Origin of the sequence: Massilia sp. H6 (assembly GCF_024802625.1) — a bacterium.
GTDB lineage: Bacteria > Pseudomonadota > Gammaproteobacteria > Burkholderiales > Burkholderiaceae_D > Telluria.
Genome location: NZ_CP103371.1, coordinates 2140498 through 2159526, shown reverse-complemented (window position 1 = coordinate 2159526; position 19029 = coordinate 2140498). Strand labels below are relative to the sequence as shown.

The 19029-nt window shown below is 65.1% G+C and carries 15 protein-coding genes and 1 tRNA gene; 4 read left to right on the top strand and 12 right to left on the bottom strand.

Going from position 1 to position 19029, the window contains the following annotated elements:
• Positions 1-172: 172 nt before the first annotated feature.
• Positions 173-628 carry a hemerythrin domain-containing protein gene (locus NRS07_RS09695; protein WP_259205854.1) on the bottom strand — a complete coding sequence of 152 codons (456 nt, stop codon included), beginning with the start codon at positions 626-628 and terminating at the stop codon, positions 173-175.
• Positions 629-880: 252 nt separating this feature from the next.
• Here NRS07_RS09695 and NRS07_RS09690 point away from each other — a divergent pair, with 252 nt between their 5' ends.
• Positions 881-1645: a sensor histidine kinase gene (locus NRS07_RS09690; RefSeq protein ID WP_259205852.1), complete on the top strand. Its 765-nt coding sequence runs from the start codon at positions 881-883 to the stop codon at positions 1643-1645.
• A 3-nt stretch (positions 1646-1648) separates the two neighbouring features.
• Here the strand turns inward: NRS07_RS09690 and NRS07_RS09685 are convergent, their stop codons facing one another.
• Positions 1649-2986 carry an NAD(P)/FAD-dependent oxidoreductase gene (locus NRS07_RS09685; protein ID WP_259205850.1) on the bottom strand — a complete coding sequence of 446 codons (1338 nt, stop codon included), beginning with the start codon at positions 2984-2986 and terminating at the stop codon, positions 1649-1651.
• A gap of 99 nt (positions 2987-3085) precedes the next feature.
• Positions 3086-3601 carry a hypothetical protein gene (locus tag NRS07_RS09680; RefSeq protein WP_259205849.1) on the bottom strand — a complete coding sequence of 172 codons (516 nt, stop codon included), beginning with the start codon at positions 3599-3601 and terminating at the stop codon, positions 3086-3088.
• 254 nt (positions 3602-3855) lie between these two features.
• On the opposite strand from NRS07_RS09680, the gene NRS07_RS09675 reads away from it, so the two are divergent.
• The 3 genes from NRS07_RS09675 (at position 3856) to NRS07_RS09665 (ending at position 6100) form a co-directional block, all read left to right on the top strand.
• On the top strand, positions 3856-4533 hold the full coding sequence (locus tag NRS07_RS09675; RefSeq protein ID WP_259205848.1) for a hypothetical protein: 678 nt from the start codon (positions 3856-3858) through the stop codon (positions 4531-4533).
• Between the two features lie 106 nt (positions 4534-4639).
• Positions 4640-4762, top strand: a complete 123-nt coding sequence (locus NRS07_RS09670; protein ID WP_259205847.1) for a hypothetical protein — start codon at positions 4640-4642, stop codon at positions 4760-4762.
• A gap of 90 nt (positions 4763-4852) precedes the next feature.
• Positions 4853-6100, top strand: a complete 1248-nt coding sequence (locus NRS07_RS09665) for a DEAD/DEAH box helicase (protein WP_259205846.1) — start codon at positions 4853-4855, stop codon at positions 6098-6100.
• 17 nt (positions 6101-6117) lie between these two features.
• Here the strand turns inward: NRS07_RS09665 and NRS07_RS09660 are convergent, their stop codons facing one another.
• The 9 genes from NRS07_RS09660 to NRS07_RS09620 all read right to left on the bottom strand — a co-directional run bounded on the left by NRS07_RS09660 (position 6118) and on the right by NRS07_RS09620 (position 18997).
• On the bottom strand, positions 6118-8796 hold the full coding sequence (locus NRS07_RS09660; protein WP_259205845.1) for a bifunctional acetate--CoA ligase family protein/GNAT family N-acetyltransferase: 2679 nt from the start codon (positions 8794-8796) through the stop codon (positions 6118-6120).
• A 150-nt stretch (positions 8797-8946) separates the two neighbouring features.
• A complete protein-coding gene (locus NRS07_RS09655) occupies positions 8947-9348 on the bottom strand; it encodes a hypothetical protein (RefSeq protein WP_259205844.1) in 402 nt (133 codons plus the stop codon).
• 334 nt (positions 9349-9682) lie between these two features.
• The gene (locus NRS07_RS09650; protein WP_259205843.1) at positions 9683-12301 is read right to left on the bottom strand and encodes an ATP-binding protein; all 2619 of its coding nucleotides are present in this window, start codon (positions 12299-12301) and stop codon (positions 9683-9685) included.
• A 346-nt stretch (positions 12302-12647) separates the two neighbouring features.
• On the bottom strand, positions 12648-14582 hold the full coding sequence (locus tag NRS07_RS09645) for a PAS domain S-box protein (protein WP_259205841.1): 1935 nt from the start codon (positions 14580-14582) through the stop codon (positions 12648-12650).
• Between the two features lie 195 nt (positions 14583-14777).
• Positions 14778-15377 carry a TadE/TadG family type IV pilus assembly protein gene (locus NRS07_RS09640; RefSeq protein ID WP_259205840.1) on the bottom strand — a complete coding sequence of 200 codons (600 nt, stop codon included), beginning with the start codon at positions 15375-15377 and terminating at the stop codon, positions 14778-14780.
• Positions 15364-15846: a TadE/TadG family type IV pilus assembly protein gene (locus NRS07_RS09635; protein ID WP_259205838.1), complete on the bottom strand. Its 483-nt coding sequence runs from the start codon at positions 15844-15846 to the stop codon at positions 15364-15366. The genes NRS07_RS09640 and NRS07_RS09635 overlap by 14 nt, the downstream gene beginning before the upstream one ends.
• Complete coding sequence (locus NRS07_RS09630; RefSeq protein ID WP_259205837.1) at positions 15843-17366, bottom strand: pilus assembly protein TadG-related protein; 1524 nt, start codon at positions 17364-17366, stop codon at positions 15843-15845. Before NRS07_RS09630 ends, NRS07_RS09635 begins: the two co-directional genes overlap by 4 nt.
• A gap of 195 nt (positions 17367-17561) precedes the next feature.
• Positions 17562-17654, bottom strand: a tRNA-Ser gene (locus NRS07_RS09625).
• A gap of 95 nt (positions 17655-17749) precedes the next feature.
• The gene (locus NRS07_RS09620; protein WP_259205836.1) at positions 17750-18997 is read right to left on the bottom strand and encodes an aspartate kinase; all 1248 of its coding nucleotides are present in this window, start codon (positions 18995-18997) and stop codon (positions 17750-17752) included.
• Between the last annotated feature and the right edge of the window lie 32 nt (positions 18998-19029).

Sequence of the window (19029 nt, the reverse complement as noted above, 5' to 3'; positions counted from 1 at the left end):
CTCCATCGATACGGCTGAACTGGACAACACCACTATCGCATACGGGGGATGAGGCGTATGTGCGGCAGCGTACTCGATGCAGTAAGCGTGCCCATAATTTTGCTCAATGGCACTCGGAATCGGTCGCGGCAGGATCGAATCCGAGCCTGCGGCCAGCCTGGTGACCGGATTGTTACTGCAGCTCGGCGGCCCGCGCCGCCATTTCCTGTCCCAGACCCTCCAGGTCGAGCTTCAGCTCGCGCATCTTCGGGAACATTTCTTCTTCTTCTTCTTCGACGTGGTGCTCAACGATTTCGCCCAGCACCTTCACCTTGGCGTCGTACAAGTCATCACCCGGGTCCATTTCCTGGACCTGGGCGATCAGGTCTTTCGCCGAGGCGTGCTCGACCACTGCCTCATCGACCATGTCTTCGGCATCCTTCGTCGCTTCACGTAAAGCTGGATAGAGGATTTCTTCTTCGATCGTGGTGTGCATGATGAGCGCGTCGCAGATCTTGTCGGCGAGCTTTTTCTTGCTGACCTTGGCGCGGTCGGTCATGTTGTCAAATTCGTCGAACATGGATTTCACGTCGCGGTGTTGGGCGGTCAGCAGTGTGATGGCGTCTTGTGGTTTGTTTGCGGTCGTCATGTGGTGATACCCCGTTAGTTAATCGTTTGTGTTAATCGTTTGTATTAATCGGTTGTGTTAATTGTTTGGCATGCGCCGAGACTGCAGCTTCGCCCGAAACAGCCGGGCGCACCGTACGCCAGCGCACGCTGTCCGCTGCGGGCGGCCTGCCCCCACTGCCCAGGAGCAGAGGAGCAGGCCCGCGCGGTGGCCGCGCGCGCCGCCGATTCTTCAACTGTTGTATTATTTGGGAAACATTTAACCGAGCTTACGATGACCGAACCGGCACATCCGCGATCCATGGCAGCACCCGGGACATCCGCCGCATCAGGCAATTCAGCCTTACCCGATGCGCCGGCCCTGGAGCGCAGCGCCGACCTCACCGAGATGCTGGCCTATGTTGGCGCTTGCTGGGACGACGAACGGCGCATGCTGGCGCGCCAGCTGCACGACAGCCTTGGCTCGTCGATGACGGCGTTGACCATGCACCTGGCCTTGCTGAGCCAGCACATCCCGGCCGACAACACCCCGATGCGCGAGCGCAGTGCGCAGATGAAGGCCCTGCTGGCGAACATCATCGAGACCAACCGCAAGATGCAGCTCGAACTCTGGAACGACAAGCTCGAGTTCCTGGGGATCCGGGCCGCGCTGGCCGAACTGGTGTCGGAGTTTGGCGCCGCGCACGGCTTGAATGCACGCGCCAGCCTGCCCGAAGACGATGAAATGTATTCCCGTGAACAGGGCGTGGCGCTGCTGCGCTGCGCCGAGGAAGGACTGCGCAACGTGGCGGCGCATGCACGCGCGCGCCAGGTCGAGGTAGTGCTCGACGACGATGGCGAACAGGTGATGCTGACCGTGCGCGACGACGGCGATGGACTGCCCGGTGATGCCAGCGTGATGGAAACCACCCGCTGCCACGGACTGCGCCTGCTGCGCGAACGCGCCCGCTTCCTGGGCGGCCAGCTCGAACTGTCCGCCGCCGACGGCGGCGGCGCCCTGCTGCGCATGACCCTGCCGAAGGCGGGGCCCGCCGCCTGATATTCAGTGCAGCTTGACCAGTGGCCGCGCGCGCCGAACCAGGAAGCGCGCCAGCGCCAGCACACCGGTGCGCATCGTGCCAAGCACTGCGCGGTGGTGCATCAGGTGAAGACTGGCATACATCAGGCGCGCCATCGTGCCCTGCACGAACCAGCTCGCGCCCCGCAACGAACCCATCAGGCTACCAACGCTGGTGCTGCGGCCTACTGACACCAGCGAACCATAGTCGCGGTATTCGTAGGCCCCGGCGCGGGGCGCTTCGCCCCTGGACTGGCGCAGGAACGCCGTCGCCAGATAATCGGCCTGCTGGTGCGCGGCCTGGGCACGCGGCGGCACCACGGTGCCATTGGCGTCGGTACAGGCGGCGCAATCGCCGAGCGCGAAAATATCCGGCATGCCCCGCACGCGCAGATGGGCATCGACCTCGACCTGCCCCCCCTTGACCAGCGGCAGGCCGAGCGTCTCGAGCAGCTCGGGCGCGCGGATGCCGGCCGCCCATACGCACAGGTTCGACGGATAGATATTGCCTTGCTCGTCGATGACGCGGTCTTTCTCGATTGCCGTGACGCGGCAGTTGGCAACCACCCGGATTGCGCGCTGTTCGAGCAGACGGGTGGCGGCCTCGGATACCTTCTCGGGCAGTGGCGCCAGCACGCGCGGCGCACCTTCGAGGATCGTGATGCGCACGTCGCGCCGCACGTCGAGCTGGTCGAAACCATAGGTGACATAGGCCCCGGATGCTTCGCGCAGTTCTGCTGCCAGTTCGACGCCGGTGGCGCCGCCGCCGATGATGACCACGTCCAGGCCGGCGCCCTGGCCAGCTTCGCCCTGCTCTTCGTGTTGCTCGTGGTCTTGCTCCGCGGCCAGCATCAGGCGCAGCATGCGCAGGCGGAAGCGCTCGGCGTCTTCGGTAGCGTTCAGGGAAATGGTATGTTCGCGCGCGCCGGGCACCCCGAAGTAATTCGACGTGCTGCCGATCGCCAGCACCAGCGCCCCATAGACCAGGCGCCGCTCGGGCAGGACTTCGTCGTCATCGGCGGCGCCGACGACGGCCCCGACCGTGATCGCCTTCGCGCTGGCGTCGAGCGCCCTCAATGGCCCTAACACGAAACTGAAGCCATTGTCATGCGCCAGCATTTGGTAAGACATGCCTTCTTGGTGGATGTCGAGGGTGCCGGCCGCGACTTCGTGCAGCGACGGCTTCCAGATATGATAGAGCCGACTATCGACCAAGGTCACCTTCGCCGGCCCGAGTTTCCGGCCCAGCTTGCAGGCCAGCTCAAGCCCACCTGCCCCACCACCCACGATCACGATATCGCTACGCACGGCACGCTCCTTCATGGCGCCCGTCCGGCAATGCCAGCACATGGGCGATGTGACAATCTTACACCGTTTGCGCGGCATTAGCGTCCAGGCCGCTGCAGCCAGCGCCGGGCGCGCTTAATCGTCGTTCTTGCCGTGGCCCTTGCCGTGACCCTTGCCGTGACCCTTGCCGTGACCCTTGTCGTGGCCCTTGCCGTGACCCTTGTCGTAACCCTTGTCATGGCCCTTGCCGTGGCGCTTGCCGTGGCCACGATCTTCGTCGCGGTCATCGTACCGGTCGTCGCCACGCTCGTGCCGGCCATGGGTTTCGCGCCAACGTGGCGCGTACACTTCCGAATACCAGCGGTCCTGCACGAACATCACAGGCTGGCCGCAGGCACCGTATTTGCGGCAATGCTTTTTCCAGTTCTTGCTGTGGCCCGGCGGCACCCGCAGGTAGACCGGCTGCAGGTTGGCGCGGTGCTGGCGCTCGACGATGATAGGCTGGGCGTACAGTACCTGGGGAGGGCCGTAGTTGCCCGGATCGAGACGTCCGTAGAAGTCGGGCTGGCCAATATTGATGGTGATATTGGGCTGGGCCAGTACCGGGAAGGACGCGGCCGCGAGGGCGGCGCACAGGAGCAGGGATTTCATGGATGCCTTTCAACGAGTTGATGTGATGAAGTTACCATTGGCAAGACCCGATGGATGTACGGCAGCGAACACACCCGCATCGCCTTCCCATTCGGCAACGCTTGCACGCTGCGCATCGGCGGCACTTTCCGGCCCTGGCCCGCTGTTGCGTAACGGACTCACCGTCACTCGCCGCGCTCGCGCGAAACCTTGCTCTGCGGCTACAATGCTCCACGCCAACAGGCATTGAAAAAAGCTACTGAAAGGTTGATCGCATGTCCCTGAAACATTCCGTCGTCGCACTTGCCGCCCTGGTGGCCGGCGCCTCTGCCCAGGCCCAGGTCAACGTCGCCTTGAGCGCCGACATCGGCAGCACGGGCGCAGGCTTGCATGTGGTGGTTCCGATGGAGACCAGGCTCAACGGTCGCTTTGGCGTCAACTACTTCAAGCACAGCTTCGACCAACGCTCCGGCCTGGTCGACTACCACCTGGACGGCAAGCTGCAGACCTTCGACGTGCTGTTCGACTGGTACCTGCGCCCGCAGGGCAATTTTCGCCTGACCGGCGGCATCATGTACAACGGCAGCCGCTTCAAAGCGACCGGACGGCCGTCGGTGGACGGTGTATTCACCTTCAATGGCGTGCGCTATGGCGGCAGCGACATCGGCACCCTCGAAGGCGACGTGACTTTCCGCCGCGCCGCGCCCTACCTCGGGATCGGCTGGGGCAATGCCTTGAACCCGAACCAGCGCTGGAACTTCAGCGCTGACCTTGGCGCGTTTTACCAGGGCAAGGCTAACGTCAACCTGACCCCGTTCGGCTGCGTCACCTCGAATGCCATCTGCACCCAGCTGGCGCGCGACGTGGCCCTGGAAGAAGTGCGCCTGGCCGGGGAAGCGTCGGACTTCAAGGTTTATCCGGTGCTGCGCGCCAGCGTCTCGTATCGGTTCTGAGCCAGCGTCGCTACGAAACGGTTTCCAAAAAAACCACCCCATCGGCCTCTCCGGCGCGAATCGGCTTGAATCGGCGTATGATGGTTCTTCCACTGGAGGATCCGCCATGCATTCGCGCCATTTGCTTGCCGCCGCCCTTGCCCTCGCCTGCCTGGCCCTTGCTGGCTGCAAGGACCAACGCGAGCCCGCCAAGCCCATTGTCGAGCTGTCACGCGTCGTCACCGGCTAAGCGGCCAGGCACCGTGCGGCCGAACTGCCGCCGCCGCGGTGTCCCGATGTGAGACACTAGCGGCTGTTCATTTATTCCCCTACCGATTCCATGCCGTTTGCTTCCCTCGGCCTGAACGACCAGATCGTTCAGACCCTCGCCTCGCTCGACTACACCACCCCGACCACCGTGCAGGAACAGGCGATCCCCGCGGTCCTGGCCGGCAAGGACGTAATGGCCGCCGCCCAGACCGGAACCGGAAAGACCGCCAGTTTCGCGCTGCCGCTGCTACAGCGCCTGGCCCGAAAAACTACGCCGGTGGGCAGCAATGCCGCGCGCGTGCTGGTGCTGGTGCCAACTCGCGAGCTGGCCGAACAGGTGCATGAGAGCTTTCGTACCTATGGTGCCGGCCTGGCGCTACGCACCATGGTCGCCTATGGCGGGGTCAGCATCAATCCGCAGATGATGAATTTGCGCAAAGGTGTGGACGTGCTGGTGGCCACCCCGGGCCGCCTGCTCGACCTGCATCGCCAGAACGCGCTCGGCTTGCAGCTGGTAGAGACCCTGGTGCTCGACGAGGCCGACCGCATGCTCGACCTGGGCTTTTCGCGCGAGCTCGACCAGGTGTTCGCCGCGCTGCCGAAAAAGCGCCAGACCCTGCTGTTCTCGGCCACTTTTTCGGACCAGATCCGCGCCATGGCCAACCGCTTGCTGCGCGAGCCGGTGCGGATCGAGGCAGCGCCGCGCAATTCGACCGTCAAGGCAATCAAGCAGTGGCTGGTGACGGTGGACAAGAAGCGCAAGTCCGAGTTGTTCCTGCACCTGCTAGAGCGACACGACTGGCCCCAGGTGCTGGCCTTTTGCAAGACCCGCAAGGGCGTCGACGAACTGGTTGCGCTGCTCGATAGCAAGCGCATTTCGGCCGACTCGATCCACGGCGACAAGCCGCAGCCGGCCCGCCTGCGCGCGCTGGAGCGCTTCAAGGCCGGCGACGTACGGGTGCTGGTGGCCACCGACGTGGCCGCGCGCGGACTCGATATCGACCACCTGCCGGTGGTGGTCAACGTCGACCTGCCGATCGTGGCCGAGGATTACGTGCACCGCACCGGCCGCACCGGCCGCGCCGGCGCATCGGGCGAGGCGGTGTCGCTGGTGTGCGCTGACGAAGTCGAGCAACTGGCCGCGATCGAGGCACTGACGCGCCAGACCCTGGAACGCGTCGAAGAAAATGGATTCGTGCCGGATCACCGGGTTCCGGTCACGCAAGCGGGCGGACAGATCGTAAAAAAACCGAAAAAACCCAAGAAGCCCAAGGCAAGCGCCCCGGTAGTCACGGAAGATGTGCGTTTCAGGCGGTGAAATGTGCGGCGCCCGCGCTACAACACCAGCTTCATTTCGCGCATGCCTTCAAGCCCCGTCGAGCTGACCGTAAAGCCCAGCTTTTTCACCATCCCCGTGATCCGTGAATTTTGCGGCAGCGCCTCGCCCACGATCTCGCGGGTGCCGCGCGAACGGCAGTAGGCGATCAGCTTTTCCATCATCATCTTGCCCAGCCCCATGCCCTTCAGGTCGGAGCGCACGGTGACGGCGAATTCGGCCGTGATGTTGTCGGGGTCTGCCACCACCCTGCCCACCGCCAGCGTTTCGGCCACGCCGTCGGCGTTGCGCCGGGTCGCGATAAAAGCCATTTCGCGGTCGTAGTCGATCTGGGTGAAGCGCGCCAGCTGCGAAGGCTGCAGCTCGCGGATGCGTACGAACATCCGGTAGCGCACGTCGTCCGGCGTGAGCGCATCGAAAAAGGCCAGGTGCGCCGGGCCATCTTCGGGACGGATCGGCCGCAGCAGCAGCGGGGCGCCGTTCCACGCCACGGTTTCTTCGAGCTCGCGCGGATAGGGCCGGATCGCCAGCCGGTCCAGCGTGCTGCCGGAACGGCCGGCCAGCGCCAGGCGCATGCGCGCATCGAGTACCACCGCGCCGTTGGCGTCGGCCAGCAAGGGGTTCAGGTCGAGCTCGACGATCTCTGGAATGTCCGACACCATGCGCGAGACCTGCACCAGCGCCGCCAGCAGCGCGTCCATGTTCACCGCCGGCCGGTTGCGGTAGCCCGCCAGCAGGCGCGCCACGCGGGTACGCCCGACCAGGTCGCGCGCCAGCACCAGGTTCAGCGGCGGCAGGCCGACCGAGTGGTCGTCGGCCACTTCTACCGTCACGCCGCCCTGCCCGAACACGATCACCGGGCCAAAGACCGGATCGAGCGCCGCTCCCGCGATCAGCTCGTGCGCATTGCTGCGCCGGACCATGGCCTGCACCGAATAGCCGTCAAAGCGCGCCTGCGGGAACAGTTCGCCCAGGCGCCGCCGCATGCGCGCCGCGGCCGCCCGCACCCCCTGGGCGCTGTCCAGGTCGAGCGTCACGCCGCCAAAATCCGACTTGTGCATCACGTCCGGCGTGATGATCTTGACTGCCACCGGATAACCAATGTTCTGGGCCGCCTGTACCGCCTCGTCGACGTCGAGCGCCGCGCGGGTTTCGACCACCGCCAGCCCGTAGGTGCGCAAGATGGCCTTGGTTTCCGGATCGGACAGCAAGGTGCGGCCCCTGGCCAGGGCCTCGCGTACCAGCGCGCGCGCCGCCGCGCGGTCGGGCGCCACCGTGCCCGCCATCGAGGGCGGAACTTGCATGAGCAGGTTCTGGTTGCGCCGGTAGTGCACCAGCTGCATGAAGCCGGCCACCGCATCCTCGGGCGTGCGGTAAGCCGGCAGGCGGGCGCTGGAAGCGAGCGCGCGCGCCTCCAGCATCGAGGCTCCGCCGAGCCAGCACGACAAGATGGTCTTCGAGGCGCTCTCCACCAGTGGCGCGATCGCCTCGGCGACGGCGCGGCTGGCCACCGTGGCGCTAGGCGAATGGATCACCAGCACCGCATCGACCTGCGGGTCTTGCAGCAGGATTTCCATGCTCTCGCGGTAGTGCGCGGGCAGCGCGCCGGCGCCGAGCGTAACCAGGTTCGCGCGCCGCCAGCCCCGTCCCAGCAAGGCCTCCAGGCGCCCGCTCGACGATTCGGACAGTTGCGCCTCGACCCCGCCGCCGTGGGCCAGTGCATCGCGCGCCAGCACGCCGGGGCCGGCGCCGTTGCTGACGATGGCCAGCCGTTCGCCGTGCAGCGCGCGCGCGTAGGCAAGCGTCTCGGCTGCCGAGAACAGCTGTTCGGTGGTGAACACGCGCAGCATGCCGGCACGCCGGATCGCGGCATCGAACACGTCGTCGGGCTGCGCCAGTGCGCCGCTTTCGCTGGCGGCGGCAGCGGCGCCGCCGTCGGCACGGCCCGCCTTGAGCACCAGCACCGGCTTGCTGCGCGCAGCCGAGCGCGCGGCCGACATGAACTTGCGCGCATAGCGCAGGTCTTGCACGTACAGCAGTATGGCGCTGGTGGCGCCGTCGCCAGCCAGGTAATCGAGTACGTCGCCCAGGTCGACGTCGGCAGCTTCGCCCAGCGCGATGAAATGCGAAAAGCCGATCCCGCGGGTGCGCGCCCAGTCCAGCACCCCGGACATCAAGGCGCCCGACTGCGATACAAAGGCAATGCGCCCGGGCAGCGCGCCACTGGGGGCAGCGCTGGCATGCAGGCCGAGTCCGGGCACCAGCAGGCCGGCACTGTCCGGTCCCAGCAAGCGCAGCAGATAGGGATGGGCGGCATCGAGCATCGCCTGGCGCAGGCTGCGGCCGCGCTCGTCGCGCCCATCGCGCAAGCCTGAGCTAAGCACCACCGCCGCGCGGATGCCGCGTTCGCCCAGCTGGCGCACGATGGCCGGAATGGTCGGCGCCGGCGTGCAGATCACGGCCAGCGCAGGAGCCTGCGGCAACGCCGCCACGCTGGCATAACAGCGCCGCCCGCCCAGTTCCTGGTAGTGGGGATTGACCGGCCAGATGTCGCCCTTGAAGCCGCCGGCGAGCAAGTTCTCGAGCACGGTCGCGCCCAGGCTGCCAGAGCGCGCGGACGCCCCGATCAGCGCCACCGAGCCAGGAGCGAACAGGTGCGCCAGATTGCGAATGCTCATGCGGTGCTCCCGGATGCCAATCGGCAGTGAGAGACGGGGCGGATCGCTGGCACCATGGCGCTTTGCTTTCTTGGTCGGTGAACCCAGGCCCGGATGGGCCCCAGGTAACAAGCATAGCGCCGCTTCGCAAGGCGGCGCGCACCGCACCGATCAGCCGGCGACTAGTGGCCAGGCCTTGCTGCTGCGCGCCGCCGGCAGCGCGCGCAAGGCAGGCGAACGGGCGCGCATTTCGCGCATCAGGCCATCGGCCAGAAAGGGCGTATGACGGCCCACGGCCGCGCTGTCGAGCCGGGTACCGGCGACATGATGGCGAAACATGCGCGCCTCGTCGAGTTCGTGCACGGCGATACTGACCAGGGTCTCGCTCGATGCGTGCGGCGGCGCGGCGTAGAAGCGCAGGCGGAACTGGCGGTCGAGTTGGACGGTACCATTGAAGAAGCGGTCCACGCCCACGTCGAACAGCACATGGCCGATGATCTGGGCGGCGCGCGCGGCGATCTCTTCCTGGTTTTTCCTGCGGCGGGGTCCGAACAGGCGGGAGAGCATCTCCATCGCTTAGCTCCTTGTCAATATGCTGAAGAATACTAACAGTCACTTTACAGGCTTGCAATTTATCAAGATGCCAGTGTTGTAAAAAACCCCATGCATTAAGGCTGCGGCGGCACCCCTAAAGGGCCTTCCAGCATGCGCGCCTTCCTGTATATTCAGTGCACCAGAGAGATCGTCCCTTGTTTGAATAATTCACCGGAGTCATGCAATGAGTAAAAGCCAGGATGCAAAGAAAACCACCAAGAAAGAACCTGCCAAGACCATGAAGGAAAAAAAGGAAGCCAAAAAGGTCAAGAAAGAAGAGAAAAGCCGCCAGCAGTGATCCTGGCCTTGCGCACTACAGCCTGCGCAGCAGGTCGATCAGTTCTTGCGGGGCGAGCGGCTTGGTGAAATGCTCGTCGAACCCGGCCGCCAGCGAAGCGGCGCGGTCTTCCTGGCGCCCGCGTCCGGTGACCGCCACCATATAGGGACGCGGCGAACGGTGCGACAGCACCGCCGCCACTTCCAGCCCGTCCATTTCCGGCATGCCCAGGTCGAGCACCGCGATGTCGGCCGGGCGTTCGTTGTACATCCGTAGTGCGCTGGCGCCGTCATGCACGACCTCCACCGTTGCGCCTTCCGAGCGCAGCAACCACGCCAGCGAATCGGCCGCGTCGACATTGTCGTCGGCGATCAGGATGGTCTTGCACAGCTTGGCGATGGCGCTGCCGGCGGCAGCCACCGTGCCCGGCGCTTCCGGACGCGCGACCAGCGCCAGGCGCACGGTGAAGCTCGATCCCCGGCCCGGTCCGGCGCTGTAGGCCTCGATGCTCCCGCCCTGCAGCTCCACCAGTCCCTTGGCCAGCGATAAACCGATCCCGAGCCCACCCTGGGCCAGGTGGCTGGCGCTGCTGACCTGCACGAAAGCGCCGAATACCCGCCCCAGCATCTCGGGCTCGATACCGATGCCGTTGTCGCGCACCTGCACCTGCGCCTCGCTGCCCTCGCGCGTCAGGCTGATCTCGATCTGGCCGGCCGGTGGCGTGTACTTGGCGGCGTTGTTGATCAAATTGGCCAGCACCTGGGTCAGGCGCATCGCGTCGCCATCGACCCAGAGCGGCTCCTCGCACACCTCCAGCGCCACCTGGTGGCGGCCGGCTTCGACCAGCGGCATGCTGCTTTGCAGGGTTTCGCGTACCAGCCGCCCCAGTTCGAGCGGCGCGCGCCGCAATTCGATCTTGCCGCGACTAATGCGCGACACGTCCAGCAAGTCGTCCAGCAGGCGCGACATCTGTGCCGTCTGGCGGCCGATCATGGCGGCGATCCATTCGATGCGTTCGGGCGCCAGTTGCTTGGAGCGCAGCAGCGAGGCCGCGTTGGCGATCGGCGCCAGCGGGTTGCGCAGTTCGTGCGCCAGCGTCGCGATATACACGTCCTTGCGGCGGTCGGCTTCGGTCAGCCGGTCCATCGCCTCCTCGCGCTCGCTCACGTCCAGCACCAGCGAGAACACCTTGTCGATTTCGCCCTGCTCGTCGTAGAGCACCGAGTTGTACCACTCGCAGCGCAAGGTGCGGCCATCGCGGGTGCGGTTGCGGTTGCTCGACTTGACGTATTTCGCAGCCGAGTCGATCAGGCGCCCCATCGTCATTGCCACCTTGCCGGCATCGTCTTCGTGGATCACCGGCAGGCCGTCGATGCGCTGGCCTATCGCTTGCGCCGCGCTCCAGCCGAACAGCTCCTCGGCGCGCCGGTTCCACAGGCGGATGACGAAATCGCGGTCCCATTCGATGACCGCCAGCGGTGTGTTCTCGATCAGGTACCTGGCCTGGTCGAGCGCCCGCGCCAGCGCCACGCTGGCTGCGCTGCGTTCGGTGATGTCATCAAGAACGATCACGGCCGCCGCCAGCTCGGAGGCGCCCTCGCGCAGAGGCGCTCCGCTGACCGTAAACATGCGGCGACCGTCCTCGCCGACGCTCTCCAACATCGCCCCGCGAAACGGCACCCCGTCGATGGCCCGCCGCACCGGCTCGCCGATCAGCGCCAGCATGGCCTCGGGACCGTGCTCCCTGCCCAGGCCGCCCTTGCTGGCGTGGGCGAAGCGCGCGGCGATGCGCGTAGCCTGGTCGTTCGCCATCATGCAGCGGCCGCCCGCATCGACGATCACGACCCCGTCGGGCAACTGCTGCAGCACCGAACCGAGCAGGCTTTGCCATTGGGCCCGGGCGCGCGTTTCGATCATCTCTTCGAAGGTATCGCGCAGGCGCGCGTGCAGCGCAATGTTATCGATGGCGACCGCGCCGAGAACGAACAGCGAGGCCGCCAGGCCATACAGCCGGCCCGCGTAATAACCCAGGTCGTAGCTCCCGCTGTTGAGCACGCAGGTCAGCAAAATCTCGAAGACCCAGGCGGTCATGGCCACGATCAGCCAGGCGTCGAGTACCGCGCGCGGCTGCTTGGTACCAAGCTTCCACAGGGCCAGCAGCGGCAAGCCCAGGATCGCCAGCCCGACCCAGCGCTGGGTATCGAGGTACTGGCCAGCCGCCACCAGCGCCGGCAGGTAGCGCACGCCGGCGGTGCAGGCCAGCACCAGCAAGGCCACGAACAGCGTGGCGAGCAGCAGCCCGACCCGGATGAAATGCGGCGGCAGCGGACGCCGGTAGTTGCCGGTGTAGGCCAGCACGAACAGCGGGAACAGCGCATGCCAGAACACGAACAGCCACGGCGTGGTCTGGCCGTTCCCACCCAGCACGCCACCAGCCGAGAACAGGCCAGGATAGGTCAGCATGTGCGCCAGCGCCATCAGCGCCGTGAACAGATAGCCCAGCGTCAGGATGCCGAGCGACCAGGAGCGGCTGGTGTGTACATGGCCGAGCAGCAGGATGCCGATCAACACGTTGCTGCTGATGAGCATCGACTGGAAGATCGGTACGAATGCGGGAGCCGATGGCAGCGGCATGCTGGCAAACGGCGCCAGCATGCCGAACACCACTGCGAGGAAAACGAGGACGCCTAGGACAGTGCGCAGCTGTCGCCGGGTGGGGGGGTGCTTCGCGAGATCTGCTGGTTCTGCCAGAACACCGTATCGCATGTGTCATCCCGATGGAATGCGGACCGATGGAATCGTGCTGTGCCTGCCCAAGCTCCCTGCTGCTGCCAAGATGCTGCCGTGATTTGATACTTATCAAAAATATAGCCCAAAAGGCTGGGCTTGTGAGCGATATTTACGCGATACGACCAAAATAAGAGGCCGGCCTACCCACCCCGCATGATACGCACGTGCGCGCCACGCTTCTGGCCAGATTGCAGGCCGATGCCTTGCACCGTCAGCAGGCTCGCTTGGCCGAGCACACGCGTCCGCGCCCGGCCTTCTTGGCCTGGTACATGAAGTTGTCGGCCTCTTTGAGCAGCTCGTCCGGAGTGCGCACCGAGCCGGAGAAGTCGAGGGCGATGCCGACGCTGGCGCGCACGCGCACCGCGCGGCCCGGCAGTTCCACCGGCTCGGAGATGCTCGCGATAAGCTTCTCGGCCACGGCGTGGGCATCGTCGAAGGTGTCAGCCATTTCTTCGAGCAGCACCGTGAATTCGTCGCCGGAGAGCCGAAATACGCTGTCGGTCTTGCGCACGCCTTGCCGCAGCCGCTCGGCAATCACCCGCAACAAGGTATCGCCCGCTTCGTGGCCATGCGAATCGTTGACTGCCTTGAAGCCGTCGAGGTCGATGAAGAGCATGCCGACGGTCTTGCCGCTGCGGCTGGAACGTGCCTGCGCCAGCGGCACCGCTTCCATCAGCGCGCGCCGGTTCAGCAAGCCGGTCAGGATGTCGTGCCGGCTTTCGTACTCGCGCTGGGCCTGCTCCTGCTTGCGCTGCGTGATGTCGTGCAGGAAGGCGCTGAACATGATGCGACCATTGACGTCGAGCGCGCGGATACGCACCTCGACCGTCAGCGTGCTGCCGTCGCGCCGCCGGGCCGGCAGCTCGAGGCGCTGGTCGACGATCGTGGCCACGCCGGTTTCCAGGTAGCGCCGCATGCCGTTGCGGTGGCGCTCGTGGAAGTCGAGCGGAATGATCAAGTGTTCCAGGGGCTGGCCGAGCGCCTCGCCAGACGACCAGCCGAAGGTTTTCTCGGCCTGGCGGTTCCAGGCGGTGACGACGCCTGCCTCGTCCATCCCGATATAGGCGTCGTTGGCGTTCTCGACGACGCTACGGATCTCGGCTTCGCGTGCGCGCAGTTCTGCTTGCACGATGCGCTCGCGTTCTGCGGCATCGAGCAATTGTTGATTGGCTTGCTGCAGCTCGGCGGTGCGTTCGGCCACGCGGCGCTCGAGGTCGGCGTTGAGCGCCGCAATGCCTTCCTGCGCCCGTTTCCGCGCTTCGATATCCTTGATCAGGGCGACATGGTATTCGATGTCGCCCTGCTCGTTGCGCTTGGGCGACACGTTCAGGTTGACCCAGACCGCGCTCCCGTCCTTGCGGATGTAGCGCTTCTCGAGCTGATACTGGTTGATCTCGCCGCGATGCATCGACTGCAGCAGGGCCACATCCAGCGCGAGGTCATCCGGGTGGGTGATGTCCTTGTAGGTGCGGCCGAGCAGTTCTTCTTCGGAATAGCCGACGATGTCGCACAGCGCTGCGTTGACCCGGATCCAGCCGCCGCCTGGCGCCACCAGCGCGATTCCGACGCTGGCGATATCGAAGATGGTGCGAAAGCGCGCGTCGCTTGCGCCCAGCACATCGTTCGAGCGCCGCAGCTGGTCGCGCGCCAGCGTCAGGCGCTCGCGATACTGCACTTCTTTCGTCAGGATCGCGGCCAGGTCTTCCAGTATCTCGGCTTCTGCGGGGCTCAGTTCGCGCGGCCGGGTGTCAAGCGCGCACAGCGTGCCGATCGCCAGCCCGGCACTGGTGCGGATCGGCACCCCGGCGTAGAAGCGAATATGGGGCGCGCCATCGACCAGCGGGTTGCCGCTGAAGCGCTCGTCGTGCTGCGCATCGGTCACGACCAGCGGCTCGGACATGCCAATCGCGTGCGCGCAAAAGGCGTGCTCGCGCGGGGTCTGCACGACGTCCAGCCCGACGCGCGACTTGAACCACTGGCGGTCGGCGTCGACCAGCGAAAACAGCGCCATCGGCACCCCGAGCATGTGGCTCGCCAGACGGGTGACGCGGTCGAATACGGGTTCGGGGGGGGTATCGAGCAGGTCGAGTGCGTCGAGCAGCGACAGCCGGTCAAGTTCGTCCGGTGGCAAGGGGGCAGCAGGCATAAACGTCCGTCATGGTCAGGGGTTGCGCCATGTGCGCCGCCCACAGCGAACTGTACCAGATACGCACGTTTCCAATGCAGACTTACCGAGTTTTGAACACCGGACTCGTGTCGATCGTGGGCATCACCGTGACTATCCTGTCCTATCCGGGACGCAAGGCTGGCGGGCAGCGGCGGCGCGCGTGACCAGGCCTGCCTACGGGGCGCCGGGAATCTCGCCCAGCGATTCAGCCGCGACGATGGTGGTCGCACTGTGTAAAGACAGGGGCAATTCGACGAAGGCAAGCATGGTCCGGAACTGCGCACGCGCGCAGCCGTCCTCGCCGGGCATGCAAACCCGGACCCGGACCAGCCGGATGCATTGGGCGTCGTTCGGGTCGGCCAGGCACAGGCGCCGATTCTCGGCCGCGGATGCCGGCAGATTCGCGTCGGCAATCGGCAGCATGGTCTGGCTGCCCTCCAGGCCGCGCTGGATCGCAAGGTAGTCGATCCGGATGTAGGCATCGCTGACCGGATCGGCCAGCAGCAAGGCACCCGGCGCCGTGCGGAACACTGCCCGTTGCCGCACCAGCGCCAGCGCGGCGGCGTCGCGAAAGTCGGTGTTGGCCGCGTCGCGCGCGGCGCGCCGGGTCACTTCCTGCAGGGTATTGAACACATACATTGCCCGGGCGACTTCGACGATACCAAACACGAAGGTGAAGAACAGCACCGCGACCAGCGCGAATTCGACCGCTGCCACGCCTGACTGGCGCTTCGTCGGTCCTGGCGGCACCCCGTAGCGCTTATTTGCCGGCATAGGCCATCGTCACATCTGCGCGGATTGCGAGCCCAGCATCGCCAGCATAGGCACCGGTGAGTCCGTCGAACAGAACATCGGCCATGCGCATCGTTACGATGACCTGAACCCTGCTGGGGATCGAATTTCCGGCACAGGTCTCGCCGTCGCAAAAGACGTCGATAACAGGCCGTGCGCGGCCGGTGTTCGCCTCGCCCAACTCGGCGCGGGCAATGGCGCGCGCCAGCGCTGCGGATCCTATTTCGTTGCCTTCGACCGTGTACCACATGATATCGCGCCGTGGTGCGGTGGCCAGGAAGCGCACTGCATCGTGCGCAGCTTTCTGGGCCATGCTGTAGTGCAGGAAGACGCGACCGAAAAATAGGGGCGCCGCGAACAAGACAACCAACATGGGCATGAACAGGGCCAGTTCGACGGCTGCCACCCCCGCTTCTCGATGCCGCCGTCGCCAATTGCACAGTTTGCTCATCTGTATAGCTCCACATGCCTGCCCAGCACCGATTCGGAAGCCAGCCCAGCGAATTCCGCGACAAGCGTGGTTGTCGTTGCCGGCACCGTCATGAAGAAGCGCCCGATTCCTGCCACCGTGGCCTGCCCCAGGCCGGCGCCAACCACTGGACAGCGCAGCAGCAGGACATTGAGCACCCTGCGCTGCCGCACGCCCGGCCGCGACGCCATCGGGGCCGCCATGAAAAAACTTCCGCCATAGGACGTGTAAGGCGTCCCACTGCCGCTCGGATAGCCCGAGGCAACCGGCTTGCCCGGACCGTACAGGGCGGGCCAGGTGTTGGTTGCAAACGGCGTGTAGCCGCTCGCCGGTTCCGGCACCCCGGCCCTGTATGCCGAGAACGGAACGGCCCGGGCATAGGCCCACAAGGGGCCATACGCGGCGGCAGTGGCGGCAACCGGCGGCGGACTCGGGTCGGCGATCGTCTGCAGCTTGCCATTTCCAGAAAAGGACTGGGCAGCCTGCCCGCTGCGCGGCGTGCTCATCCAGCTGACACCGCTGGAATACTGGTAGGGCCTGACATTGAAGTCGGGCGGTGCGCCATTGGCGGTGCACAGTCCGCTCGAGTAGTCGCCGAACCGCGAGTTCAGCGCCCCATGAAGTTCGTCGAGGGGAAAGTTGCGAACTACCGTGACGTTGCCACTGGTAAGTTCCCCAACTGCCATCGTGCCGCTGCACACAAACGGCGCGACGGCACTGGTCGTGACATGCGCAGCAGAGCCGAGCACGCCAGGCGGCGTCACTGGATCGACGATGAAATGGGCCGGCGTGGTGCCGTTCGAATTGAGCTGCATCAGGTCGTAGCTGACGCCGCGCCGAAAGCCGAATTCGACCAGCTCGACATTGGCCGGCGTGCTGCCGTTGGCGGGATTGCTGCGTCCTTCGCGGTCAGTCGGCGACATGGCGCACACCGCGAGCGGGGTGACGTTCACCGACGAGCGCCCCGCGACCGAACGCGCCGACAGCACCGCGTTGCCGGACTGCGGCGCCAGCACGTGCATGAATACAGTACTGACGAGCCCGTACCCGTCGCCCAGGGGCCGGGTATCGACCCGCGCGTACAGCATGCCCGCGGCAGCCTGCGCTGCGCTGGCTGCATCGGACCATTCGGCATCTGTGGCCGCAGACCTGCCGAACGAAATCGCAGCGTCATTCCAGTTCACCTTGGTGGCGCCATATTTCACGCGCAGCGTCTTGCTTCCTTCTTCGACAACATCGCGCGCCTTGTCCAGCGCGTTGGAAACACCCTGCTGGGTGCCGTCAAGCTGGCTCGCCGCCGCCAGCGCGGCGGCGTCGGCCAGCGACTGCAGTTCCATGTTCCGATTGTAGACCTGGGCGATGTCGAGAGCGATACCGCACACGGCAAGCATCAGCAGCAGGCAGCCGGCCGCCATGACGGCAATGGCCCCCTGCTGACGGTGGCAGGCACGGTGCTGACGGCAAGGGATGGCAACGCGCTGGAGAGGTTCCTGATCGAGCATGGGTCAGCCATTGTCTAGGATGTATCCGATAAACTATCGGCTGCAAGAAAGTTTAGACAAAGAGCGGGGGTGAAGATTGCGCCTGCGCAAGTTATCAGGTGGTAACGGAGGTGGCGACGCTGGCGGACACCAAGCGAGCAGTTGGCAGAGGCGGAAAGAAAAAAGCCACCTTGCGGTGGCTTTTTTCATCAAACTTGGCGGAGACGGTGGGATTCGAACCCACGATACAGGTATAAGCCGTATGCATCCTTAGCAGGGATGTGCCTTCGGCCACTCGGCCACGTCTCCAGTCAGGACCAACTTCGCAGTCAGCGCTGAGTGCAGGCATCTTAAGGTCTGGACCCGGATTGGTCAAGATTGCACGGCAAAATTTCTGAAAATAATTACGCCTGCTCGAGGTTGAATGCCTTGTGCAGCGCGCGCACGGCCAGCTCCATGTATTTCTCGTCGATCAGTACCGAGATCTTGATCTCCGAGGTCGAGATCATCGCGATATTGATGCCCTCTTCCGACAGCGTGCGGAACATCTGCGACGCCACGCCGACGTGACTGCGCATGCCCACGCCGACAGCCGACACCTTCGACACCTTGGCGTCGCCCAGCACCTTGGCCGCGCCCAGCGCCTCGCGCTGGCCTTCCAGCACGCTCATCGCCTGCACGTAGTCGTTGCGCGATACGGTAAAGGTAAAGTCGGTCTTGCCGTCGACTGACTGGTTTTGGATGATCATGTCCACTTCGATATTGGCCTCGGCAATAGGGCCAAGGATATGGAAGGCGACGCCCGGCTTGTCGGGCACGCCCAGGACGGTGATCTTGGCTTCATCGCGATTGAAGGCGATACCGGAGATAACGGCTTGTTCCATATTGCTTTCTTCCTCAAACGAAATCAGGGTGCCGGACTTGGCTTCTTCGTCCAGCGGCATCAGGGGATCGGTCAGCGACGACAGCACGCGCGTCGGGACCTGGTAGTTACCGGCAAATTCGACCGAGCGCGTCTGCAGCACTTTCGAGCCCAGCGAGGCCAGTTCGAGCATTTCCTCGAAGGTGATCTTGGACAGGCGGCGCGCCTCGTCCACCACCCGCGGATCGGTCGTGTACACGCCGTCGACATCGGTATAGATCAGGCATTCGTCGGCCTTGAGCGCAGCGGCGATCGCCACCGCCGAGGTATCCGAGCCGCCGCGGCCGAGGGTCGAGATATTGCCATCGTCGTCCATGCCCTGGAAGCCCGTGATGATCACGATTTTGCCAGCGGCGAGGTCACCGCGCACGCGGGTGTCGTCGATCGACTGGATGCGCGCCTTGGTGAACGATGAGTCGGTGCGGATGCCAGCCTGCCAGCCGGTGTAGGACACCGCATCCTTGCCGATCGCCAGCAGCGCCATCGCCAGCAGGCCGACCGAGACCTGCTCTCCAGTCGAGGCAATCATGTCGAGCTCGCGCGGATCGGGTTGGGCCATGATTTCCTTGGCCAGTCCGATCAGGCGGTTGGTTTCGCCGGACATCGCCGACGGCACGACCACGATCTGGTAGCCGGCGTCGTGCCACTTGGCCACGCGCGCGGCGACATTCTTGATACGGTCCGTCGAGCCCATCGACGTCCCGCCGTATTTGTGGACAATTAAAGCCATATCAGGAGGGTTCCAGCATGTAGAAGGATCAA